A 24,121-nucleotide genomic window follows, 5' to 3' on the forward strand; every position below is an offset into this window, starting at 1 on the left:
CCGGTTAGCCCGACGCATAATCGGTTCAACGATCAAGTCGGCACGCCCGTGGTCTGTGCTCGGCTTGCCGTATGTGGAGGGAAACATGTCCGAGAAGATCTACGACGTCCCCGCGGAATGGGCGAAGCGCGCCTGGATCGACCAGGCCAAGTACAAGGACATGTACGCCCGCTCGATCTCGGACCCAAACGCCTTCTGGGCCGAGCAGGCCAAGCGCATTGACTGGATGCACGCTCCGACCAAAATCGAGAACGTCTCCTTCGCGCCCGGCAACATCTCGATCAAATGGTTCGAGGACGGCATCCTCAACGTCGCCCATAATTGCATCGACCGGCATCTCCACAGCCGCGCCAACCAGACCGCGATCATCTGGGAAGGCGACGATCCCTCACAATCCCGGCACATCACTTACAAGGAGCTGCACGACGAGGTCTGCCGGATGGCCAACATCCTGCGCACCCGGAACGTCAAGAAGGGCGACCGTGTCACCATCTACCTGCCGATGATTCCGGAGGCTGCCTACGCGATGCTGGCCTGCGCGCGGATCGGCGCGATTCACTCCGTGGTGTTTGCCGGCTTCTCGCCCGACAGTCTCGCCCAGCGCATCAACGACTGCCAGTCCAAGGTGATCATCACCGCGGATGAGGGCCTGCGCGGCGGCAAGAAGGTGCCGCTGAAGGCCAATGTCGACGCGGCGCTCGCCAAGGCAGACGGCGTCGACTGGGTCGTCGTGGTCAAGCGCACCGGCGGCGCGGTCGAAATGAATCCCTCGCGCGACCTCTGGTACCACGACGCCGCCAAAATGGTGACGACGGAATGCCCGGTCGAGCACATGCACGCCGAGGATCCGCTGTTCATCCTCTACACCTCGGGCTCGACAGGCCAGCCCAAGGGCGTGCTGCACACCTCCGCCGGCTATCTCGTGTTCGCCGCGATGACGCATCAATACGTCTTCGACTATCACGACGGCGACATCTACTGGTGCACCGCCGACGTCGGCTGGGTCACCGGCCACAGCTACATTCTCTACGGACCGCTAGCCAACGGCGCGACCACACTGATGTTCGAAGGCGTGCCGAATTACCCGGACAATTCGCGATTCTGGAACGTCATCGACAAGCACAAGGTCAACATCTTCTACACCGCGCCGACCGCGATCCGCGCGCTGATGCAGAGCGGCGACGCGCCCGTGAAGAAGACCTCGCGCGCCAGCCTCCGCCTGCTTGGCTCGGTCGGCGAGCCGATCAATCCGGAAGCCTGGGAGTGGTATCACCGCGTCGTGGGCGACGACCGCTGCCCGATCGTCGACACCTGGTGGCAGACCGAGACCGGCGGCATTTTGATCACGCCGCTACCCGGCGCCACCAAGCTCAAGCCGGGCTCGGCGACGCAGCCGTTCTTCGGCGTGGTGCCTGAGATCGTCGACGCCGACGGCAATGTGCTGGACGGCGAGACATCAGGCAATCTGTGCCTGACGCGGTCATGGCCGGGCCAGATGCGCACGGTCTATGGTGACCACGCCCGCTTCGAGCAGACTTATTTCTCGACCTACAAGGGCAAGTACTTCACCGGCGACGGCTGCCGGCGCGATGCGGACGGTTATTACTGGATCACCGGCCGCGTCGACGACGTCATCAACGTCTCCGGCCACCGCATGGGTACCGCCGAAGTCGAAAGCGCGCTGGTGGCGCATGAGAAGGTCTCGGAAGCCGCCGTGGTCGGTTACCCGCACGACATCAAGGGTCAGGGCATCTACGCCTATGTGACCCTGATGGCCGGCATCGAGCCAACCGAGGATCTGCGCAAGGAGCTCGTCACCTGGGTCCGCAAGGAGATCGGCCCAATCGCTGCGCCCGACCAGATCCAATTCTCGCCCGGCCTGCCCAAGACCCGCTCCGGCAAGATCATGCGCCGCATCCTGCGCAAGATCGCCGAGGACGAGCCGGGCAGCTTGGGCGACACCTCGACCTTGGCCGATCCCGGCGTGGTCGACGACCTCGTCAAGAACCGGCAGAACAAGAAGTCGGCGTAAGGCAGTCTCGTGCCCCCGGACGCAGCGCAGCGCTCTTTAGCGGTGCGCTGCTGAGCCGCGGCCCAAGCAACAGCAGACTCTGTGGCGTCCTGGATCCTGGCTCTGCGTCGCACCTCTTCGCGCTGCGCCGCGTCCGGGACACGAGACCGCATCGCCGCGTTAGCGTCTCCGGCATCAACCGCCGTTCACATCCTCACGCACTTGTCAGGCCGCGACCCGGCGCCCGGGCATCTTTCCGGCTGAGTGTTGTTTTCAGGTCATTTACTTTGTTTCGAACATTTCCTTTGTTCCCCCTGCTGGCCGGCCCTTGGCGGCCGTGCGTGGAAACCATCCGGTTAACAGGCGCGGTTAAGAATGTCCCCTGACAAGGACCTGTAACAAGGACTTGCAACAAGGACTTGGCGGGCCGGCGATTGCCGGTTTTGCGTAATTTTGGACGGTCCGTTCGGGGCAAGGGGAAAATCGATGTCGATGAGGATTGCTGTGGCGCTGGCCGCCACCGTCGGGGCTGGGGTCTTGATGTCGACGGCGGCGCAGGCACGGCCGGAAATGGTGGGGACGCACCTGGCTGACTATTCGCCGGGCACCATCGTGGTCAAAACCAACGAGCGTCGGCTCTATCTCGTCCTCGATAACGGCCACGCCGTGCGCTACCCGGTCGGCGTCGGCAAGTCCGGCAAGCAGTGGGCCGGCACCACCCGCATCGACGGCAAGTACCGCAATCCGGCCTGGGCGCCGCCTGCCGAAGTGAAGCGCGACAAGCCGAGCATCCCGGACGTCATCCCGGGCGGCTCGCCGCGCAATCCGATGGGCGTCGCGGCGATGACGCTGTCCGGCGGTGAATATGCCATCCACGGAACCAACGTGCCGGGCTCGATCGGCGGCTTCGTCTCCTATGGCTGCATCCGCATGCTCAACGACGACATCACCGATCTCTACAGCCGCGTCTCGGTCGGCACGACGGTGGTCGTGACGCGCTGATCGCCGGCATCAGGGCGAGACAACAAGAGCCGCGTCTTTCGACGCGGCTTTTTCGTCACCAGAAGCGCCAGCTCCGCGCGCACCAGCCGTCGCGATGGCCGCCATTGTAGCTCCGTGCGTAACCGCCCGCGAGCAACGCCGCCGAAACGTTGTCGGTTCGACTGGTCGCGACGTCGGCGAGAACGCGGCCGTATTTGTCAGGTCCGAGATTGGTGATCGTCACGCCACCCTGGCCGAGCAGGTCGCGCAATGCGCGGGCTGCGGCTTCGGCCTTGTCCAGCTCCTCCTGGCAGGATGCTTTCATCTCAGGTGCATCGATGCCGCGCAGGCGAACGCGCACGACGAGATCGCGGCCGTTATGCTGACGAACGCGTGCGAGAAAGGTGTCGCCGTCAATGGTGCGAACGACATCGACCGGCTCGCGACGATCGGGATGGCCGGCCTGCCGGAGCACGATCTCGGCATCGCCGGTGCGACCGTCGTCTACGTGCGGGACAAGCCAGTTCGTTCCGTCGCGGAAGGTGAGCACAATCGCCGCGACAACACCGACCACGAACATCCACGGCAACAGCCCTGAGAACCGGCGACCAAATGGCGAGCCGCTGTATGAAGGCCGATAGGGACGGCTTGGATCGAAACGCGACATTCGCGCACGCTAGGGCTGAGTCGGGCAATCCGGCAAGCGAGCCTCGAAAGGCAAGCTTCAGAAATCCGAAGCGATGCCCTTGCGCTCCCAATCGCCATAGCGGGTCGGCTCGGGTCCTTTTGGCCCCTGCAACTCCTTTGGCGCCGCCTGGGCGTCGTTTTTGGCTCGGACTGCCGCAGCCTGCCGGCGCGCTTCGGCCTCGGCCAGCGCGCGCTGGGCGGCCGGCGTGAGCTGCTTGCGGTCGGGAACGGAAGGCTGGTCACTCATCGTCGGCTTTCTAGCGCGGGGCGGCCCGCGACGCGACGCCCAATAACGCATTCCTGAAATGGCTCCGAAAGGGCTGAAAAACCCGGAAGCGATTCTTACATTTGGCATATTCGCGTGCCAGAGATCACCTCCTCAAGGCATGCGCCCATTACGGCGAACTGCCGCTCGCTCAGAACCTTGTTTCCGCATGCCTTCTCAACGTTTCGCTCCTCCATCCGAAGTGCCCGGTCTCGCGGCGCGGCGGATTGCCGCCGACATCGTCGACGGCGTGCTGCAAAAGCACCGCACGCTTGACGAGCAGCTCGACGGCAGCGGCGCCCATCCCGGGCTGAAGACGCTCCCCGACCGCGACCGCGCGCTGATGCGCCGCCTGGTCGCCACCGTGCTGCGCCGGCTCGGCACGCTCGGCCATGTGCTGTCCCGCCTGCTCGACAAGGGCATTCCCTCCGACGCGCCGCGCGCGCAGAGCGCGCTGTTGATTGGCGCCGCCCAGATCCTCTGGATGGACGTGCCCGATCACGCAGCCGTCGATCTCTCCGTTCGCCTCGTGCAATCCGACCGGCGCGCCGCGCGCTATGCCGGCCTCGTCAACGCCGTGCTGCGCCGTTGCGCCCGCGAGGGCAAGGCGCTGGTGGACGAGGTTGCCGCGCAGTCGCTGGACCTGCCGCCGTGGATGGTCGCGCGCTGGCGCGCGCATTACGGCGAAACAGTCGCAAGAGACATGGCGCTCGCGCTCAGCCACGATCCTTCGCTGGATCTGACTGTGAAGTCGGACGCCGCGCAATGGGCGAGCCGCCTCCATGGCGAAGTCCTGCCGACCGGATCGGTTCGTACGGTGCTGCACGGCGCAGTGACCATGCTTCCCGGCTTCGCCGAAGGACAATGGTGGGTGCAGGACGCCGCCGCTGCGCTGCCGGCCCGGCTGTTCGGCGACATCAAGGGCAAATCCATCGCCGATCTCTGCGCCGCTCCCGGCGGCAAGACCGCGCAACTGGCGCAAGCCGGCGCCCATGTCACCGCCATCGACCGCTCGCCCGCCCGGGTGGCGCGCCTGCGCGAGAATCTGACGCGGTTGTCGCTCCAGGCCGAGACCGTCGTCGCCGACGCCGCGGAATGGTCCGGCCCTGCCGATGGCTTCGACGGCATCCTCATTGATGCGCCTTGCACATCGACCGGGACGATCCGCCGCCATCCCGACGTATCCTGGCTCCGGCAGGAATCCGACATCGCCGCAATGACCGCGCTCCAGCAGCGGCTGCTGCAAAAATCGGTCTCGCTGCTCAAGCCCGGCGGAACGCTGGTCTACTGTACCTGCTCGCTGGAACCCGAAGAGGGCGAGCATGCGGTCGCCGCGCTGCTGGCCGCAGAGCCTGGGCTTCGCCGGGTTCCGATCGATGCGTCCGAGGTGTCGGGACTCAGCGAGATCGTCACCGCCGAGGGCGATCTGCGCACTCTGCCCAGCCATCTGCCAAACGCTGATCCCAAGCTCGGCGGGCTCGACGGATTTTTCGCGGCCCGGCTCATTAAATCCTGATTTTGCACTGGATTTTGCAACCACGGCGCTGATTCGCGTCGTTCAAGGTGGTGTCGGCCGTCCGATTTTGGGATTAATAAGGATTCGTCGGAATCCTCTCCCCCATCAAGGCAAGGCGTGTCGGTCGCTCAACGCAGACGTATCTCGACGCTGGTGATGAACCGCTTCGCGCGGAACATGCTCGCGCGCGCGAGCGGCGGTTCCGTCGCCCTGTCGCGAGTCTGGCCCGGCCGCGCCGACCGGTTGATCATCGCGCCGCATGATCTGCGCACCGCGGACGCGACCCGCGCCGCCGAGATCTATGCCGGCCGCTTCGTCTTCGCCGGCAAGATCGTCAACTGCCACGGCCGTTCGATCTTCGATCTCGAGCCGCCGTCGGAGGATTGGGAGGTTGCGCTGCTCGGCTTCGGCTGGCTGCGCCATTTGCGCGCCGCCGACACCGCGCTGACGCGCGCCAATGCGCGCTCGCTAATCGAGGACTGGATCGGCAACCCGGCCAGCAAGCGCCGTCCCGTCGCGCGACGCGCCGACGTGCTGGCGCGACGCGTGATCTCCCTGCTGTCGCAGGCGCCGCTGGTGCTCAACGATACCGACAACAAATTCTACCGTCGCTATCTGCGCGCGCTGGCGCGCGAGATCCGCTTGCTGCGCTACACCATGGTCAACATTCCCGACGGAGTGCCGAAGCTCCAGGTGCTGATCGCGCTGTGCTATGCGGCGCTGTGCCTCGCCAACCAGGCAAGTCACATCCGCAGCACCTCGAAAAAGCTCTCGGATGAATTGCAGCGGCAGATCCTGCCCGACGGCGGGCATGTCTCGCGCAACCCGGGCGCGCTGATCGAGCTGTTGATCGACCTGTTGCCGCTGCGGCAGACCTTTGCCGCGCGCAACATCGCGCCGCCGCCCGCGCTGCTCAATGCGATCGATCGCATGATGCCGATGCTCCGCTTCTTCCGCCACGGCGACGGCAATTTCGCGCTGTTCAACGGCATGAGCGCGACGCCCTCGGACCTGCTCGCGACGCTGCTTGCCTATGACGACACCCACGGCGCGCCGATGTCGAACATGCCGCATACCGGTTTCCAGCGCCTTGATGCCGGCCAGACCACTTTGATCATCGACACCGGCCCGCCGCCGGCGGCCGGCGTCAGTCACGACGCCCATGCCGGCTGCCTGTCGTTCGAACTATCCTCCGGCATCAGCCGCATCGTCACCAATTGCGGCATGCCGACCACGGGCCGCGACAATTGGCGGCCGTTCGCACGCGGCACGGCGGCGCATTCGACGCTGACCTATCACGACACCTCGTCATGCCAGTTCGTGGAGATGTCGGCGATGAAGCGGCTGTTGCACGGTGCTCCGGTCACCAGCGGCCCCGTCGAAGTCGAGAGCTATCGCGAAATCGTGCAGAACGGCACGCTGCTGACGACGTCGCATGACGGCTACCTGACAAAATTCGGCGCGATCCACCGCCGCGTGCTGATGATCGCCAATGACGGCGCGCGCATCGACGGCGAGGACACGCTGTCGCCGCCGCAAGGCGGACGCTTCAAGGGTCCGGATGCCGATTTCGCGCTGCGATTCCATCTGCACCCGGCGGTGAAGGCGAGCCGGCTGTCCGACGCTCGCGGCGTCATGCTGGTGCTGCCGAACCGCGACGTCTGGACCTTCGAGGCGCTCGACGACAAGGTCGAGCTGGAGGACAGCGTATCCCTGGCCGGCAATGACGGCCCGCGCCGCACCGCGCAGATCGTGATCCGTCAGGATGCGCGGCAGGCGCCCTCGATCCGCTGGAGTTTTGTCCGCTCCACCGCCTCGCCGGCGATCACGAATGCCCGCAGAAATGCGCGGCGGGAGCCGGAACTTCCGCTGTAGACGCATGTGATTCGGCCCGATCTGAACGTTGTGAAAGCGACCGAAAACTGCTATCGAGCCCTCGCTCGCGCGACTGGCGACCTTGGATGGAGCACCATCGGGAAGCGCGAGACTGAGAAGCCGCGCGCCTGGGCATAGACACTCCTTCAGACAGAGGATCTTGCTCATGACTGACCATCCCCGCCGCGTCACCCGCGCCCTTCTCTCCGTTTCCGACAAGACTGGCCTGATCGAATTCGCGAAGGCGCTTGCCGCGCACGATGTCGAGCTGGTCTCGACCGGCGGCACCGCGAAGGCGATCGCCGCGGCCGGCCTCAAGGTGAAGGACGTCTCCGAACTGACCGGCTTCCCGGAAATGATGGATGGCCGCGTCAAGACGCTGCATCCGAAGGTGCATGGCGGCCTGCTCGCGATCCGCAACAACAAGGACCATGCGGATGCGATGACGGCGCATGGCATCGCGCCGATCGATCTGCTCGTCGTCAATCTCTATCCGTTCGAGGCGACCGTCGACAAAGGCGCGGGCTTCGAGGATTGCATCGAGAACATCGATATCGGCGGCCCCGCGATGATCCGCGCCGCCGCGAAGAATCATGACGACGTCGCCGTCGTGGTCGAGGCGCAGGACTATCAGGCCGTGCTCGACGAGCTCGCCGCGAACAAAGGTGCGACCACGCTGAAGTTGCGGCGGCGCCTTGCCGCCAAGGCTTACGCGCGCACTGCCGCCTATGACGCCGCGATCTCGAACTGGTTCAACCGCCAGCTCGAGATCGACGCGCCCGATTTCCGCGCCTTCGGCGGCCGGCTGATCCAGTCGCTGCGCTATGGCGAGAATCCGCACCAGACCGCGGCGTTCTATGCGACCCCCGACAAGCGGCCGGGCGTCTCGACCGCGCGGCAGCTCCAGGGCAAGGAGCTCTCCTACAACAACATCAACGACACCGATGCAGCCTATGAATGCATCGGCGAGTTCGACGCCAAGCGCACCGCGGCCTGCGTCATCGTCAAGCATGCCAATCCCTGCGGCGTCGCGGAGGGCTCCGACCTCGTCAGTGCCTATCGCAAGGCGCTGGCCTGCGATTCCACCTCGGCGTTCGGCGGCATCATCGCGATGAACCGGGCACTCGATGCCGACACCGCGCGCGAGATCACGAAGATCTTCACCGAGGTGATCATCGCGCCGGACGCAAGCGAGGAAGCGGTCGCCATCATCGGTGCGCGCAAGAACCTGCGCCTGCTGCTCGCCGGCAGCCTGCCCGATCCGCGCGCGCCGGGCCTCACCGCCAAGACGGTGGCGGGCGGTCTCCTCGTGCAGAGCCGCGACAACGCCGTGGTCGACGACATGACCTTCAAGGTCGTGACCAAGCGTGCGCCAACGGATGCCGAGATGCACGACCTGAAATTTGCTTTCCGTGTCGCAAAACATGTCAAGTCCAACACCATCATCTACGCCAAGGATCTCGCCACCGTCGGCATCGGCGCCGGCCAGATGAGCCGGGTCGATTCAGCGCGGATCGCGGCACGCAAGGCTCAGGATGCGGCCGCCGAGCTGAAGCTCGCCGAACCGCTCACCAAGGGCTCGGTGGTGGCGTCGGATGCGTTCTTCCCGTTCGCCGACGGCATGCTCGCCTGCATCGAGGCCGGCGCCACCGCCGTGGTGCAGCCCGGCGGCTCCATGCGCGACGACGAGGTCATCAAGGCCGCCGACGAGCACGGCATCGCCATGGTGTTCACGGGCACGCGGCACTTCAGGCACTGATTGATTGGCATACGGGCCATTCCATCGAATTCGTCATTGCGAGCGCAGCGAAGCAATCCAGAATCTTTCAGCAGAGAAGCCTGGATTGCTTCGTCGCTTCGCTCCTCGCAATGACGGGAATGAATCGCGGTAGCGTGGCTACTCCCGCACCCGCATCAATAGCGCCAACCCCGCGACGAAGAACACCACCAGAACGGCCATGCCGGCCTTCTGGCTCGCCGTCACCGCGGTGATTACGCCGATCAGCAGCGGGCCGATGAAGGACGTCACTTTCCCCGTCAGTGCGAACAGACCGAAATACTGCGCGATGCGGTCCTTCGGCGCGAGACGAATCAGGAGCGTGCGCGAGGCGGCTTGCAGCGGACCACCGGCCGCACCGATCAGGCAGCCCAGCACGAGATAAGCGCGCTCTGACGCAGCGGCGAACAATGCACCGCCGGGCGCGGGCGGCGCGACCTTGATGAAGAAGATCGAATCCTTGTCGACCAGCAGGATCGCCGCCAGCGCCAGCAGCAGGATCAGCATGCTGCCGGCGATCACGCGCTTCGGCCCGAAGCGATCGTCCAGCTTGCCGCCAAACCACGCGCCGAACGCGCCCGCGATCGCGAGCATGATCCCGAACGTGCCGATCTGGATCGTGTGCCAGCCGAACGTGCCAGCCGCATAGATGCCGCCGAAGGCAAACAGCGACACCAGACCGTCGGTGTAGATCATGTTGGCGAGCAGAAACGCCGCGAGCGATTTCTGCTGCGGCAGCCCCTTGATCGATTGCTTCAGCTCCGACAGGCCTTCGTGCAGCGCCTCGCGCACCGGGCGCTTCGCCGGATAGTCGGGTGTGAACAGGAACATCGGCGTCACGAAAATGATGAACCAAAGCCCGGTCAACGGTCCGGCGGCGCGGTCGCCCTGATGGCTGACGGGATCGAGCCCGAACAGAGGCGTGAGACCGAGCAGCGTGCGGCCGGTCTCGGGATTGGCCGCGAGCAAGCCGAGCACGATGATCAGGCTGACGATGCCGCCGACATAACCCGTCGCCCAGCCGGTGCCGGAGAGCCGGCCGATACGCTCCGGTGGCACCAGCGTCGGCATCATCGCATTGTTGAAGAGAGTGGCGAATTCCGCGCCGACGCTGGCGAGCGCGACCGCGGTGAGCAGTGGCGGAATGATCGAGGGATCGCCGGGCTTGCCGATCCACAGCGTGCAGGATGCCAGCACCAGCACTGCACCGAATCCGGCGATCCATGGCTTCCTGCGGCCCGAAGCATCGGCGATAGCCCCCAGCACCGGCGACATCAGCGCGATCGCGAGGCCCGCGGCAGCCATCGCAAAGCCCCACAGCGATTGCCCGGTGGCGGGATTCGGCGCAATGCCGGTGGCGAAATAGGGCGCGAACACGAAGGTCGTGATCAGCGTGAAATAAGGCTGTGCGGCCCAGTCGAAGAAGATCCAGCTGACGACGGCGCTGCGCGGCGGATAGGTCCGCTGCGCGCCGGCGATGCGCGCATCCGGGGCGATCGTCGTCACTCCATAATCCTCATCACGAACAGTTTTGCCTCTGTCGGGGCAAACCGTATAGCATTGCAGTGCTGCATGTGAACTGCCCATGGCCATTGCGGAAGTTTGATGATGTCGTCTTTCTCGACACGGCGGACATTTTTCGCCTTCCTTGCCACTCTGGCGTTCGGACTTCCGGCCGCGACCGCGCAGGATGCGCGGCGGGCCTATGTGCCGCCGGCGCTCGACACGGTGCATGCCGTTCCCGCCGAGCACGGCATGGTGGTGGCGCAGGAGAAAATCTCCGCGCAGGTCGGCGCCGACATCCTGCGGCGCGGCGGCAATGCCGTCGACGCCGCGGTCGCGACCGGCTTTGCGATGGCCGTGACCTATCCGCGCGCCGGCAATATCGGCGGTGGCGGCTTCATGGTGATTCATTCCACGGAGCCCAACGAAGACATCACGATCGACTATCGCGAGACCGCGCCGGCCGCGACCACGCCGCAGATATTCCTCGGCGCCGACGGCAAGCCCGACGCGGCGAAGTCGCGAGATTCCGCGCTCGGCGTCGGCGTGCCCGGCACTGTCGCGGGTCTTGTGCTGGCCCTGGAAAAATATGGCTCGGGCCGGTTCACGCTGGCGCAACTGCTCGAGCCCGCGATCGCGCTCGCCCGCGATGGCTTCCTCGTCGGCGACGACATTGCCGACACGCTGCCGGGCTGGCACAAGCGGCTGGTGCGCTGGCCCTCCTCGGCCAGGATCTTCTCGCGGCCTGATGGCACGCCGCTTGGCGAAGGCGACAGGCTGGTGCAGAGCGATCTCGCCGAAACGCTGTCGGCTGTCGCCGCACAGGGCCCGCGCGGTTTCTATGAGGGGCCGGTCGCGGAAAAACTCGCCAAGGCCGTGACTGACGCGGGCGGCATCATGACGCCGGCCGATTTGAAATCCTATCAGGCGGTCATCCGCGCACCGGTGCGCGGCACTTATCGCGGCTATGACATCGTGTCGATGCCGTTGCCGTCGTCGGGCGGCGTGGTGCTGGTGGAGACGCTCAATATTCTCGAAGGTTTTCACCTCGCTGATCTGAAGCAGGGGTCGCCGGCCTCGCTGCATCTGCTGATCGAGGCCATGAAGCGCGCTTATGCGGACCGGGCGCGCTATCTCGGCGATCCCGCCTTCGTCAACGCGCCGATCGGGACGCTCACCGCCAAAGACTACGCCGCGAAGCTGCGGGCAACCATCTCCGCCGATCGCGCCACGCCGTCGAAACAGCTCGTTTCCACCGCGACCTCACCGCATGAGGGCAGCAACACCACGCATTTTTCCGTCGTCGACGGCAGCGGCAACGCCGTCAGCAACACCTATACGCTGAACTTCAGCTACGGCGTCGGCCTCGTCGCCGACGGCACCGGCGTGCTGCTCAACAACGAGCTTGACGATTTCACAGCGGCGGTCGGCGCTTCCAATGCCTATGGCCTTGTCGGCTTCGAGGCCAATTTGCCCGGGCCGGGCAAGCGGCCGCTGTCCTCAATGTCGCCGACCATCGTCCTGAAGGACGGCAAGCCGGTTCTGGTGACGGGCTCGCCGGGCGGCAGCCGGATCATCTCGACCGTGCTCCAGGTGATCGTCAACGTCCTCGATTACAAAATGGACGTCGCGGCTGCCGTGGCCGCACCGCGGCTGCATCACCAATGGTTGCCCGACGAGGTCCGGGTCGAGGGCGGCTTCCCCGATCATGTGCTGCTCGAGCTGAAGGCGATGGATCATCTCATCGTCGCGCCGATGGGGCAGACATCGGCGAATTCGATCGCGGTGACCGCCAATGGTCCGCTCGGCGCGCCTGATCCGCGTAGCCGAGGTGCGGAAGCAGCGGGGCAGTAACTCTGTCCTTGCATGGCGCGAAGGCCGGTGGCCGGCTTGCGCGCGCCGCCGCGCGTGCTACCACCGCGAGGCCAAAGAAACTACGAAAGAAAACACTGTCGGGAAACGCACATGACCACAGTTGATCCGAACCAGCGCATCGAACGCGCCGAGATCGAGGACACCAGCCTTCTTGCCTTCTACCGCGACATGAACGCGCCGGAGCGGCGGACGTTCTGGGCCTGCGCCGCAGGCTGGGCGCTCGACGGCATGGACTTCATGATCTATCCGCTGGTGATCGGCACCATCATCGCGCTGTGGAAGGTCGATGCGGGATCGGCCGGGCTCGCCGGCACCGTGACGCTGCTGGCCTCCGCCATCGGCGGCTGGCTCGGCGGCTATCTCTCCGACCATATCGGCCGGGTCAGAACGCTCCAGATCACCATCATCTGGTTCTCGTTCTTCTCGCTGGTCTGCGCGGTCGTGCAGAATTTCGAACAGCTCCTGATCGCACGCGCGGTGCTGGGCCTCGGCTTCGGCGGAGAGTGGGCGGCGGGCGCCGTGCTGATGGGTGAAGCGATCCGGCCGCAATATCGCGGGCGTGCGGTCGGCTCGGTGCAGTCGGGCTGGGCCGTCGGCTGGGGCCTTGCAGTGCTGTCGCAGGCGATCCTGTTCTCGGCTTTGCCGGCGGAGACAGCGTGGCGCTGGATGTTCGTGATCGGCGCGCTGCCGGCGCTGCTGGTGTTCTACATCCGCCGCTCCGTGACCGAGCCGGAGATCGCGGCTGAGGCCCGCGCCAAGCAGGCCGCGAGCGGCAACCGTCCGGCGCTCTGGGAAATTTTCTCGGGCCCGATCCTGAAGACCACGATCCTGGCGTCGCTGATGGCGACGGGCTGCCAGGGCGGCTACTACGCCGTCACCTTCTGGGTACCGCAGTTTTTGACCAAGGAGCGGCATCTGTCGATCGTCGGCTCGACCGGCTATCTCTCGACGCTGATCATCGGCTCCTTCATCGGCTATCTCACCGGCGCCTGGCTCGCCGACCGGATCGGACGGCGCAATCTGTTCCTGACCTTCTCGATCGGCGCGATGGCGGTTGTGCTGCTTTACACGCAGCTGCCGCTCACCAACGAGGTCCTGTGGGTGCTCGGCTTCCCGCTCGGCTTTTTCGCCTCGGGCTATTTCTCCGGCGTCGGTGCGTTCCTGACCGAGCTTTATCCAACGCGACTGCGCGGCTCTGGCCAGGGGTTCTGCTACAATTTCGGCCGCGGCATCGGCGCGCTGTTTCCGTTCCTGGTCGGAGCGCTATCGGCGACGACGTCGCTTGCGAATGCGATCGCGATGTTCGCGGTGGTGGCTTACGCGCTGTTCTTCATCGCCGCCTTCGCGCTGCCGGAGACGCGCGGGCGCGTGCTGCACGCGGACTGATGCAGGCAGCTATCGTCCGACCTGATACGGCCCGCCCTTTTCGAGGGCGCGGCTGTACGCTGGCCGCGCGTGAATGCGCTCCAGGAACGCCATCGCCTTGGGATGGCCGAGTTCGAGCCCGCCGCGCGCCTGGGCTGCTTCGAGCGGAAAGCTCATCTGGATGTCGGCGGCAGTGAACTCGTTGCCGGCGAACCACTCGCTCTTCGCAAGCTCGCCTTCCCAATAGTCCATGTGCTGCTTGAGCTGCGGATTGACCAATGCGGTGAGCGCCTGGTTCGAAACCTTGCGCACCAGCGGGCGGAGCAACGCCGGCGCACGCTTCGGCATCAGGGTGAACAGCAGCTTGAGCAGCAGCGGCTGCATCGCAGAGCCCTCCGCATAGTGCAGCCAATAGGTGAAACGCAGCCGCTCCGGCGTGTTCGGCGGCGGGACCAGCCGGCCGTTGCCGTAGGTGGCGATGAGATATTCGATGATCGCGCCTGACTCGGCGATAGTGTTGCCGTTGTCGGTGATGACGGGCGACTTGCCGAGCGGATGGATGGCGCGAAGCTCCTTCGGCGCGCGCATGTCAGGCTGGCGCTCGTAGCGCACGATCTCGTAGGGCACGCCCAACTCCTCGAGCAGCCACAGCACGCGCTGCGAGCGGGAATTGTTGAGGTGGTGAACGGTCAGCATCGCGTGGTCCCCGGGGCTAGGCATGGTCGATCGGCCGCGCGTTCGTGCCAGCCCGGGAACACAATGTCGAGCCATCCGGTCAGATATTTTTATCCGGGTATATTGATCTTTGTAATTCACCCGGGTATTAAAATCGCCACCGTGACCAATATGGCAATGATTCCAATGCAGAAGACTTTCACCGCTTTCCAAGGGCATCGCCGTCTGGTCTCCGGGCCGGCCGGAGAGGTCGCGCTGGTCATCAAGCGGATGGCGGAGCGGCCTGACGACCCCATCGTCATCTTCGAGGACGCCACGGGCCGATCGATCGACTTCGATCTGCGCGGCGGGGACCGCGAGGTATTGGCGCGGCTGGCGAAGCTTGTGCCGCCCCCGGTCGAGGAGACCGCATCGCCGAGCGAGCCACGCGGTCGCGGCCGGCCGAGGCTCGGCGTGGTCGCGCGCGAGGTGACGCTGCTGCCGCGGCACTGGGAGTGGCTCAGCGCGCAGCCAGGCGGCGCTTCGGTCGCGCTGCGGAAACTTGTCGAGGAGGCGCGGCGCGCCAGCGGCGACAAGGACCGCGAGCGGCAGGCGCGCGATGCGGCCTATCACTTCATGTCGACCATGGCCGGCAATCTGCCGCAGTTCGAGGAAGCATCGCGCGCGTTGTTTGCGGATGACCGGCGGCGTTTCACCGGACTGATCGCAGATTGGCCCGCCGACATCCGCGACCACATCGTCAAGCTCGCCTATAACGATCGCGCTTAGGCGCGCGCCTTCTCCCAACCCCATCGACGGCCAGGCCACGCGCACTTCGCGTGGCGACAGTTTCGCACGCCCTGATGAAAGGCCAATCCATGTCCGCCGCCAAGCCGCTCTGGAAAAGTTTTCTGCGCTTCCTCGCACCGTTGATGCTGAGCAACGCGCTGCAATCGCTGTTTGGCACCGTCAGTAACGTCTATCTCGGCCAGATGATCGGGATCGACGCGCTCGCATCGGTCTCGGTGTTCTTTCCGGTGATGTTCTTCCTGTTCGCCTTCGTCATGGGGCTGAGCACCGGCGCCACGGTGCTGATCGGCCAGGCCTATGGTGCTGGCGAGCAGGGCCGGATCAAGCTCATCGTGGGCACGACGCTCGCGATCGGCCTGCTGCTCTCGATTGCAATTGCACTGATCGGCGGGATCTTCAGCCGCCAATTGATGACGATGCTCGCAACGCCTCCGGACATTCTCGACCAGGCCAGCGCCTATGCCCGCGTCATGCTGCTCACCATGCCGCTCGGCTTCGTCTTCTTGCTGACGACGGCGATGATCCGCGGCGTCGGCGACGCGCTGACGCCGGTGCTGGCGCTGGCCTTGTCGACTGCGATCGGCTTGATCCTGACGCCGATTCTGATCCGCGGGTCGTTCGGATTGCCGGCGGCCGGCATCACCAGCCCGGCCTGGGCCGCGGCGATCGCCAACGTTCTGACGCTGATCGCGCTGGCGGCCTATCTGCTGCGAAGAAAACATGCGTTGGCACCGGACGCTGCACTGCTTCGCCATCTGCGGCTCAATCGTGTGGTGCTGGGACAGATCCTCGGCATTGGACTGCCGAGCGCGATCGGTATGGTGGTGATGGCGATCGCCGAGCTGGTGCTGCTCGGCCTCGTCAACGGCTTCGGCTCGAACGCAACCGCAGCCTATGGCGCGGTCAACCAGGTGATGGGCTACACGCAGTTCACGGCGATGTCGATTTCAATCGCGGTCTCGATACTCGGTGCCCAAGCGGTCGGCCGCGGCGACAGAGCGGGGCTCGACGGCATCGTGCGCACCGGACTGGCGTTCAACATCGTCCTGACGGGCGGGCTGGTGGCGCTGATCTATCTCGCGCCGCGCGCCGTGCTCGGCATGTTCATCACTGATGATACCGTGCTCGATCTGGCGAAGGGCTTGCTCAACATCGCACTGTGGAGCTCGGTGCCGTTCGGCCTGGCGACGGTGTTTTCCGGCGCGATGCGCGCTGCCGGCGTGGCACTGACGCCAATGCTGCTCGCGATCTTCGCCATCGGAGCAATCGAACTACCGTCCGCGGTGATCCTGAGCCGCACGATCGGCCTTGAGGGTGTGTGGGCCGCCTATCCGATCGTATTCTGCGCCATGTTCCTGTTGCAGATGGGCTATTACCTTCTGGTGTGGCGCAAGCGGACGATCCGGCGTCTGTTCTGACGAACATCAAGAGATTATGACCGTCATTAAAAGGTGGACCCACGGGCCGCGCTACGCCACAATGCGAAAAAGCGATGTCAGGGAGAATGATTTTGACCCGCACAGCCCCGCAATTCCTGTTCGATTTCGGCAGTCCGAATGCCTATCTCAGTCATCTCGCGATTCCGGCGATCGAGCAGCGCATCGGCGTCAAATTCGAGTACGTGCCGATCCTGCTCGGCGGCATCTTCAAGTCGACCAACAACAAGTCGCCGGCCGAGACGCTCGCCGGCGTCAAGAACAAGCGGGAATTCCAGGCGGTCGAGACCGAACGCTTCGTCAAGCGCTTCAAGGTGCAGCCCTATGTCTGGAATCCGTTCTTCCCGGTCAACACGCTGAACCTGATGCGCGCGGCAATCGCGGCCCAGCTCGAAGGCGTGTTCGAAACATACGTCGAGGCCGCCTTCCATCACATGTGGCGCGAGCCGAAGAAGATGGACGATCCGGAAATCGCGGCGAAGGCGCTGGCGTCCTCCGGCCTCGACGCGCAAAAGCTGTTCACCCGGGCCGGGGAACCCGAGGTGAAGGGCAGACTGATCAAGAACACCGAGGAGGCCGTCGCGCGCGGTGCGTTCGGCTCGCCGACCTTCTTTGTCGGCGACGAGATGTTCTTCGGCAAGGAGCAGTTGCGCGAGGTCGAGGAGATGGTGTCGGGGAAGTGATTTTCTCGAAGTAGGGAAACCGAGCAATCTCCTCGACGTCGTCCCGGCGAAAGCCAGGACCCATAACCATCGAATCGTGTTTGGCGATAGGCTGGGGCTCCAACTTGCCCGACAATACACAGTCGGGGTAATGGGTTCTGGCTTTCGCCAGGACGACGGCAAGGCACAACGACGACGGCAAGAAACAATAAGGACGATCCCATGCGTATCCTCGTGGTCGGCGCTGGCGCCATCGGCGGCTATTTTGGTGGCAGGCTGTTGCAGGCCGGCCGCGAGGTCACCTTCCTGGTCCGGCCGCGGCGCGCCAGCGAGCTCGCAAGCGCCGGCCTCGTCATCAAGAGCCCGAACGGCGACGTGACCTTGAAAAATCCGCCGACCGTTCAGGCCGACGCGCTCAAGGACAAGTTCGACGTCGTGCTGCTCAGCTGCAAGGCCTTTGACCTCGACGACGCAATCAAGTCGTTCGCGGCAGCAGTCGGGCCGAATACCGCGATCATCCCGATGCTCAATGGCATGAAGCATCTCGACATCCTCGACGACAAGTTCGGCAAGGAGCGCGTGCTCGGTGGCCTCTGCGCCATCGCCGCAACGCTCAACGAGAAGCGCGAGGTGGTGCAGCTCCAGCCGATGCAGTCGATCAATTACGGCGAGCGCGATGGCAAGCTGTCGGAGCGGGTCAAGGCGATCGACGAGGCCTTCAAGAGCGGCATCGCTGGTGCCACCGCCAGCCAGAACATCATGCAGGACATGTGGGAGAAGTGGGTGTTTCTCTCCTCGCTGGCGGCGTCCACCAGCCTGATGCGTACCTCTGTCGGCAACATCCTCGCCGCTCCCGGCGGCAGGGATTTCCTGCTCGGCATGCTGGACGAGACCAGCGCGATCGCCGCCGCCTCAGGCTACACGCCGGGCGGGCCGTTCTTCGAGCGCGTGAAGGGCAACCTCACCACCGAGGGCTCGCCGATGACGGCCTCGATGTTCCGTGACGTCAAGGCCGGCCTGCCGGTCGAAGCCGATCACGTCATCGGCGACCTCATCGCGCGCGCCGACGCCGCCAAGGTGCCAGTCCCGAAGCTGCGCATCGCCTACACGCATTTGAAGGCGTATGAGAAGCAGCGGGCGGGGTAGGCGCACCTTCCGCTATTTGAAGTACGCGAGATAGTGCGAGACCGCGGTGATTTCCTCATCGCTCATGTGATAGGCGACATCGGCCATCGCGGCGCCACCGCCGCCGACGCGCTGGCTGCTCTTGTAGTCGTGCAGCGCCTTGACCAGGTATTCCTCGCGCTGGCCCGCGAGCCGCGCAACGGCCTTGGTGCCGGCAAAGCTATCCGTATGACATGAGGCGCAGCGGCGGCCGACAGCGACCTGGGCGCCCTTTTTCGACAGGTCCGGATCCTTGTCTTCCGCCGCAGTCGGCGGCGTCAGCGCGGCGAAATAGGCGCCGAGATTGCGAACGTCCTCGTTGGTAATCTCCTCGGCGATCGGCTGCATCTGGTCGTTCTTGCGCGAGCCGGCACGGAAAAAGACGAGCTGCCATTGCAGGAATTGATCGGGCTGGCCGGCCAGCGAGGGAATGTTCTCGGTCTGCGAGATGCCGTTCTCGCCGTGACAGCCGGCGCAGACGGCGGCCTTCTCCTTGATCGCGGCATTGTCGGCGGCGCTTGCGGGGAGAGAGCCGAGTGCGAGGAGCGCAACCGCGCTGATTGCGTGCGAGATGAACTGCCGGCGCATGATTGGAATTTCCGATCTGTCGAACGCTCATTCCGGGCCGGCGAAGCGCGTGCCCGGAGTTCGATAACCCCCGTTCGTCACTATGGGTTCCGGACTTCTACGTAAGCAGGAACGACAGCGTGCGAAATTGAAATGAGAAAGGCTGCGGCGCCCCTCGGCACCGCAGCCTGGTGTCGTCTTAGGCTACTTCTTGCTGTAGCTGATGCGGTAGATCGCGCCGGCCCAATCGTCGGCGACGAGGATCGAGCCGTCCTTGGCGAGGATGATGTCGTCGGGACGGCCGAGATAGCCCTGGTCGCCCTCGATCCAGCCGGAGGCGAACACCTCCTGCTTGGCGTTCTTGCCGTCGGGACCGACGATCACGCGCATGATGCGGCCGCCCTGGTACTTGTGACGATTCCAGGAGCCGTGCTCGGCGATCAGGATGTTGTTCTTGTACTCGGCCGGGAATTGGTCGCCGGTATAGAACTTCATGCCGAGCGGAGCGACGTGAGCGCCGAGGTTCAGCACGGGCGGCGTGAACTCGGAGCATTTGTGGCCCATCGCGAACTTGGTATCCGGCAGGTCACCCTGGTGGCAGTAGGGATAGCCGAAGTGCTCGCCGATCTTGCTGATCATGTTCAGCTTGTCTGAGGGCAGATCGTCGCTGATCCAATCGCGGGCGTTCTCGGTGAACCAGAACTTGCCGGTGCGCGGATCGACGTCGCCGCCGACGGAGTTGCGAACGCCGAGCGCGTAGATTTCCGCATTGCCGGTCTTGGGATCGACGCGGCGGATCTGCGACACGCTGGTCGGGGGCACGCCGATGTTGAAGGGCGGTCCGAACGGAATGTAGAACCAGCCTTCCTTGTCGACCGCGATGTACTTCCAGCCATGCGCGGCATAGGACGGCATGTCGTCATAGACGACCTTGCCCTCGCCGGGATTGTCGAGCTTGTTTTCGATGTCGTCGTAGCGGATCAGCTTGTCGACCGCGATGACGTAGAGCGCACCGTCCTTGACGGCCAGACCCGTGGGCATGTTCAGCCCCTTGAGGATGGTCTTGACCTCTTTCTTTCCGTTGTTGTCCTTGATGGCGTAGACGTTGCCGAGGCCGAACGAACCGACGAACAACGTGCCCTTGTCACCCCAGGCCATCTGCCGCGCGGCCAGCACACCGGAGGCGTAGACCTCCATCTTGAAGCCCGGTGGCAGCTTGACCTTCTTGACGATGTTGGCGAGCTCGGAATCGGACGCGCCGGTCGGCGGACCGGACGGCGGCGCCAGGCCCTTCTGCGCCTCGGTCTCGTCGCCGAGGAACCAGTCGTCCGGCGGATGGGTCCAGAACTCCTTGGTGCCGGATTCGTATTTCTTCAGCGGCTTGTTCTTGTCCTGCTGCTGCGCGTGACCGACGCTTGTCCCCGCGAGAAGGGCAACCGCTGCAAGCGCCAGGACGGATTGAAAGGCCGATTGAAAGACGGATCGATGGAATTTCATCGCGTCACTCCCCTAAGGCAGCCGTCAGGGCTGCACATTTATTTTATTTTGCTGTCGAGAGGCGAAGTTCGGACTCTGTCGAGAGGACAGACGCAGAAGGTTAGCACATCTGCGAGCGGTGAGAAGCGCGCCGCGTGCGCCGCGATAGCGCTCAGTAAAAATTGAGACGTAAAGTCAATGATGGCGAATGCCGCGACGACACCGCTTTCGCTGCAGCGCGGAATCAAGATCACGGGCGGCTAATTTGCAGGCAGCAGGAGGTCCGGAACAAAAAAACGCGAAAACAACCCCATGCACAGTAGAAATGCTCTGGCCGCCTTGCTGCCGGTGACGCCGGGTAGACATTTGACGCGTCGAGCGAATTCGCGAAGATGGCGGCTAAGGGGCGACGGGGTAGGGACCATCGTCGAAAATCGTCTCATGATAGCCTTTCGAGCCGACATCGCGCGCGAGCGTGCTGCGAAAATCGCGGTGATCGCGAAGACATTTCAGGACATGCGCGAAGTCGAATTCGGGCCGCCAGCCTAGTTCGCGCCGCGCACGCTCATTGACATAGACGCGGTCGATCGCGGGGAATAGCCGCCAGCCGCGCGCAGCAAAGAGCTCCGCACACTCCGGATAGAGCTCGCGCACGACACCGGCCGCGTCACGTGCCAGCGCCGCGAGATGGCGTTGCTCGAACGGGCTCGTGGCCGACAGGATGTAGCGGGCAAACCCGATGTCCGGCGCGCGCTCGGCGGCGAGGAGATGGGCGTTCACCGCGTCCGCGATATCCAGCCGGCGATAGAGCAGCTCGTTGGCCTGCGCGTTCTCCGGCGCGTAAGCCGACCGCATCGCCGGATCGTCATCGTCTTCCGGGAAGAAGCGCGAGGTCTTCAAGACCACGACGGGCAGGCCGCGCTCGCGACAGAACAGCTCGCAGAGAGTTTCGGCCATCAGCTTGGTCGTGCCGTAGACGTTCTTCGGGATCGGCGCCAGGTCCTCGGTGACCCACACCGCGGCTTGGCCCGCGTCGGAGCGGAGTTGCGAGCCGAACGCGCTGGTGGTGCTGGTGAAAACAAAACTGCGCACGCCGGCGGCTGCGGCCGCCTCAAGCAGGTTGAGCGTGCCGGTGACATTGGTGTCGATGAAATCTTGCTTGCTGTGGGTCGCCACATGCGGCTTGTGCAGCGTCGCGGTGTGGATCACCGCGGTGACGCCGTCCATCTGGCCCCGCACGAAATCGGGATCGACGATCGAACCGACGGCGTCGGTGAAGGGCGACGCCTTCAGGTCGATGCCCCGCGCAGGCGAACCGCGCCCGCGGAGCGTGCGGAGAAGGGCCTCGCCAAGATGGCCCGCGCTGCCGGTAACCAGAATCGTCATTCGTGACCCAATACAGCCGCCAGCGGCGTGGGAAACCACGTACCCGTCCGGCTCGGCTGGATGCTTTGGGAAAAATTGGAGCGGGCGAAGGGGCTCGAACCCTCGACCCCGACCTTGGCAAGGTCGTGCTCTACCACTGAGCTACACCCGCATCCTGTGTCGGTCGCATGACTGCGCCGGCAACGGCTGTCGTATGCCAAAAGCGGGAGGGGAATGCAACAGCTACCGGCGGCATAGATTCGCGATCGGAGGCCCGATATCGACCCGAACGCGGCCAAATGACCCAAAAAGGTCCCGGAACCGCCGAATCGGCCTGCATGGATTGAAATTCGGCCGGCCCGGCCCAATTTAGGGCCAACAGCGAAGCATATGAATTGGCGGCGTGCTAAAGAGCCGCCAATTCCAGACATCAGACGAGGGGATCCCGTGACGATCATCGACCAGGGTAACGGAGCAGCGGGCCCGGCTGCCGCCGATCTGATCAAGGACACGACCACCCAGACCTTCGTGAAGGACGTCATCGAGGAATCGAAGCACCAGCCGGTGCTGATCGACTTCTGGGCGGAGTGGTGCGGCCCCTGCAAGCAGCTCACGCCCTTGCTGGAAAAAGCGGTCAAGGCCGCCAAGGGCAAGGTCAAGCTGGTCAAGATGAACATCGACCAGCATCCGGCGATCCCGGGCCAGATGGGCATCCAGTCGATTCCGGCGGTGATCGCCTTCGTCAACGGCCAGCCGGCCGACGGCTTCATGGGCGCGGTCCCGGAGAGCCAGCTCAACGCCTTCATCGAGAAGCTGACCAAGGGCGTGACCGCGCCGGGTGAGCCGAATGTCGCGGAAATCCTCCAGGAGGCCGAGGCCGTGCTCGCCGAGGGCGATGCCGCCGCGGCCGCGCAGATCTACGCGGAAGTGCTGCAGCACGAATCGACCAACATCGCAGCCCTGGCCGGGCTCGCGAAATGCTACGCCGTCTCAGGTGCGATGGAGCAGGCCAAGCAGACGCTCGCCATGGTGCCGGAATCCAAGCGCAACGAGCCGGCTGTGAAAGCCGTGCAGACCGCGATCGATCTCGCCGAGCAAGCGGAGCAGCTTGGGCCCGTCGCCGAGCTGGAACAGAAAGTCGCCGCAAACCCGCTCGATCATCAGGCCCGATTCGACCTCGCGATCGCGCTCAACGCCCAAGGCAACCGGGCCGCGGCCACCGAGCAGCTGCTCGCGATCGTCAAACGCGACCGCAAATGGAACGACGACGGCGCCCGCAAGCAGCTGGTGCAGTTCTTCGAGGCCTGGGGCGGCACGGACGATGCAACCGTCGAGGGACGCAAGCGCTTGTCGATCATCCTGTTTTCCTGAAGATGATTTGATCCATCATAGCCGGCGGAGCGTTAGGCATCATGACTCGATGCGGACAATGGGGACCAGATGCCGATCAACATCGAATATCGCGGGCCCGCTGACCTTCCGGAGATCCTTCCGGTGTTTCCGCTGCCGGGCGCGCTGCTGCTGCCGCGCGGGCAGATGCCGCTCAACATCTTCGAGCCGCGCTACCTCGCGATGATCGACGATGCCTTCCGCGACGGCCATCGCCTGATCGGCATGATCCAGCCCGACATCGCGCATTCGGCCAAGAACTCCGACAAGCCTTCGCTGTTCAGCGTCGGCTGTGTCGGCCGCATCACCCAGCTCGCCGAATCCGGTGACGGCCGCTACATCCTCGAGCTCACGGGTGTCTCGCGCTTCAAGGTGCTCGAGGAGCTCGAAGTGCTCACCGCCTACCGGCAGTGCAAGGTGGATTTCTTTGCCTTCGTCGACGACTTCACGCCGCGCATGGGCGAGGACGAGGTCGATCGCGAGGCACTGCTGACGGTGCTGGCGGATTTTTTGAAGGCCAACAACCTCAAGGTCGACTGGGAGGGCGTCGAGACCGCCCCCAACGAAGCGCTCGTCAACGCGCTGGCGATGATGTCGCCCTATGGCGTGGCCGAGAAGCAAGCGATGCTGGAAGCGCCCGACCTGAAGACCCGCGCCGAAATTTTGATCGCGGTGACCGAGATGGACCTCGCGAAGAAGCGCACCAGCGGCGATCCGCCGCTGCAGTGACAGGTGCCTGCGCG

At 64.7% G+C, this 24,121-nt stretch carries 20 protein-coding genes, 1 tRNA gene and 1 riboswitch; of the genes, 13 read left to right on the forward strand and 8 right to left on the reverse strand.

What is annotated here, in order from left to right; genetic code table 11:
• The first annotated feature begins 85 nt into the window (after positions 1–85).
• Both acs and IVA75_RS10935 read left to right on the forward strand, forming a co-directional pair.
• The gene (gene acs, locus IVA75_RS10930; protein WP_247284992.1) at positions 86–2,032 is read left to right on the forward strand and encodes an acetate--CoA ligase; all 1,947 of its coding nucleotides are present in this window, start codon (positions 86–88) and stop codon (positions 2,030–2,032) included.
• A 465-nt stretch (positions 2,033–2,497) separates the two neighbouring features.
• Positions 2,498–3,013, forward strand: coding sequence for a L,D-transpeptidase (locus IVA75_RS10935; protein WP_027566299.1), 516 nt, complete (start codon positions 2,498–2,500; stop codon positions 3,011–3,013).
• 55 nt (positions 3,014–3,068) lie between these two features.
• Here the strand turns inward: IVA75_RS10935 and IVA75_RS10940 are convergent, their stop codons facing one another.
• Both IVA75_RS10940 and IVA75_RS10945 read right to left on the reverse strand, forming a co-directional pair.
• A complete protein-coding gene (locus IVA75_RS10940) occupies positions 3,069–3,659 on the reverse strand; it encodes a thermonuclease family protein (RefSeq protein WP_247284993.1) in 591 nt (196 codons plus the stop codon).
• A gap of 57 nt (positions 3,660–3,716) precedes the next feature.
• Positions 3,717–3,926, reverse strand: a complete 210-nt coding sequence (locus IVA75_RS10945) for a DUF1674 domain-containing protein (protein ID WP_027566297.1) — start codon at positions 3,924–3,926, stop codon at positions 3,717–3,719.
• 187 nt (positions 3,927–4,113) lie between these two features.
• Between IVA75_RS10945 and IVA75_RS10950 the strand changes: the two genes are divergently transcribed.
• The 3 genes from IVA75_RS10950 to purH all read left to right on the forward strand — a co-directional run bounded on the left by IVA75_RS10950 (position 4,114) and on the right by purH (position 9,094).
• Positions 4,114–5,460, forward strand: a complete 1,347-nt coding sequence (locus IVA75_RS10950; protein WP_247284994.1) for an RsmB/NOP family class I SAM-dependent RNA methyltransferase — start codon at positions 4,114–4,116, stop codon at positions 5,458–5,460.
• A 156-nt stretch (positions 5,461–5,616) separates the two neighbouring features.
• A complete protein-coding gene (locus IVA75_RS10955) occupies positions 5,617–7,335 on the forward strand; it encodes a heparinase II/III family protein (RefSeq protein WP_247285459.1) in 1,719 nt (572 codons plus the stop codon).
• Between the two features lie 59 nt (positions 7,336–7,394).
• A riboswitch (ZMP/ZTP riboswitch) is annotated at positions 7,395–7,476 on the forward strand.
• Between the two features lie 25 nt (positions 7,477–7,501).
• Positions 7,502–9,094 carry a bifunctional phosphoribosylaminoimidazolecarboxamide formyltransferase/IMP cyclohydrolase gene (gene purH / locus IVA75_RS10960; RefSeq protein ID WP_247284995.1) on the forward strand — a complete coding sequence of 531 codons (1,593 nt, stop codon included), beginning with the start codon at positions 7,502–7,504 and terminating at the stop codon, positions 9,092–9,094.
• Positions 9,095–9,232: 138 nt separating this feature from the next.
• Here the strand turns inward: purH and IVA75_RS10965 are convergent, their stop codons facing one another.
• Positions 9,233–10,618: an MFS transporter gene (locus IVA75_RS10965; RefSeq protein WP_247284996.1), complete on the reverse strand. Its 1,386-nt coding sequence runs from the start codon at positions 10,616–10,618 to the stop codon at positions 9,233–9,235.
• 99 nt (positions 10,619–10,717) lie between these two features.
• Between IVA75_RS10965 and ggt the strand changes: the two genes are divergently transcribed.
• The gene (gene ggt, locus IVA75_RS10970; RefSeq protein WP_247284997.1) at positions 10,718–12,469 is read left to right on the forward strand and encodes a gamma-glutamyltransferase; all 1,752 of its coding nucleotides are present in this window, start codon (positions 10,718–10,720) and stop codon (positions 12,467–12,469) included.
• Between the two features lie 111 nt (positions 12,470–12,580).
• On the forward strand, positions 12,581–13,876 hold the full coding sequence (locus tag IVA75_RS10975; RefSeq protein ID WP_247284998.1) for an MFS transporter: 1,296 nt from the start codon (positions 12,581–12,583) through the stop codon (positions 13,874–13,876).
• Between the two features lie 9 nt (positions 13,877–13,885).
• Here the strand turns inward: IVA75_RS10975 and IVA75_RS10980 are convergent, their stop codons facing one another.
• Entirely contained in the window at positions 13,886–14,551 is a 666-nt protein-coding gene (locus IVA75_RS10980) for a glutathione S-transferase (protein ID WP_247284999.1), read from the reverse strand.
• Positions 14,552–14,701: 150 nt separating this feature from the next.
• Between IVA75_RS10980 and IVA75_RS10985 the strand changes: the two genes are divergently transcribed.
• The 4 genes from IVA75_RS10985 to panE all read left to right on the forward strand — a co-directional run bounded on the left by IVA75_RS10985 (position 14,702) and on the right by panE (position 18,563).
• Positions 14,702–15,298: a DUF2239 family protein gene (locus tag IVA75_RS10985; protein ID WP_247285000.1), complete on the forward strand. Its 597-nt coding sequence runs from the start codon at positions 14,702–14,704 to the stop codon at positions 15,296–15,298.
• Between the two features lie 89 nt (positions 15,299–15,387).
• Positions 15,388–16,737 (forward strand): MATE family efflux transporter, encoded by a 1,350-nt coding sequence (locus IVA75_RS10990; RefSeq protein ID WP_247359137.1) that lies wholly within the window; start codon positions 15,388–15,390, stop codon positions 16,735–16,737.
• Positions 16,738–16,823: 86 nt separating this feature from the next.
• A complete protein-coding gene (locus tag IVA75_RS10995; protein WP_247285460.1) occupies positions 16,824–17,438 on the forward strand; it encodes a 2-hydroxychromene-2-carboxylate isomerase in 615 nt (204 codons plus the stop codon).
• A gap of 201 nt (positions 17,439–17,639) precedes the next feature.
• The gene (gene panE, locus IVA75_RS11000; protein ID WP_247285002.1) at positions 17,640–18,563 is read left to right on the forward strand and encodes a 2-dehydropantoate 2-reductase; all 924 of its coding nucleotides are present in this window, start codon (positions 17,640–17,642) and stop codon (positions 18,561–18,563) included.
• 12 nt (positions 18,564–18,575) lie between these two features.
• On the opposite strand, the gene IVA75_RS11005 is transcribed toward panE, so the two are convergent.
• The 4 genes from IVA75_RS11005 to IVA75_RS11020 all read right to left on the reverse strand — a co-directional run bounded on the left by IVA75_RS11005 (position 18,576) and on the right by IVA75_RS11020 (position 22,161).
• The gene (locus tag IVA75_RS11005; RefSeq protein ID WP_247285003.1) at positions 18,576–19,169 is read right to left on the reverse strand and encodes a c-type cytochrome; all 594 of its coding nucleotides are present in this window, start codon (positions 19,167–19,169) and stop codon (positions 18,576–18,578) included.
• 183 nt (positions 19,170–19,352) lie between these two features.
• Positions 19,353–20,645 carry a PQQ-dependent sugar dehydrogenase gene (locus tag IVA75_RS11010; RefSeq protein WP_247285004.1) on the reverse strand — a complete coding sequence of 431 codons (1,293 nt, stop codon included), beginning with the start codon at positions 20,643–20,645 and terminating at the stop codon, positions 19,353–19,355.
• 378 nt (positions 20,646–21,023) lie between these two features.
• Positions 21,024–22,010 (reverse strand): NAD(P)-dependent oxidoreductase, encoded by a 987-nt coding sequence (locus IVA75_RS11015; RefSeq protein WP_247285005.1) that lies wholly within the window; start codon positions 22,008–22,010, stop codon positions 21,024–21,026.
• A 76-nt stretch (positions 22,011–22,086) separates the two neighbouring features.
• Positions 22,087–22,161: transfer RNA gene (locus IVA75_RS11020), tRNA-Gly, on the reverse strand.
• 275 nt (positions 22,162–22,436) lie between these two features.
• Between IVA75_RS11020 and trxA the strand changes: the two genes are divergently transcribed.
• Positions 22,437–23,360 carry a thioredoxin gene (gene trxA / locus IVA75_RS11025; protein WP_247285006.1) on the forward strand — a complete coding sequence of 308 codons (924 nt, stop codon included), beginning with the start codon at positions 22,437–22,439 and terminating at the stop codon, positions 23,358–23,360.
• A gap of 69 nt (positions 23,361–23,429) precedes the next feature.
• Complete coding sequence (locus IVA75_RS11030; protein WP_027514858.1) at positions 23,430–24,107, forward strand: LON peptidase substrate-binding domain-containing protein; 678 nt, start codon at positions 23,430–23,432, stop codon at positions 24,105–24,107.
• The last annotated feature ends 14 nt before the right edge of the window (positions 24,108–24,121 follow it).

The organism is Bradyrhizobium sp. 134 (genome assembly GCF_023074155.1).
Classification (GTDB): Bacteria; Pseudomonadota; Alphaproteobacteria; order Rhizobiales; family Xanthobacteraceae; genus Bradyrhizobium.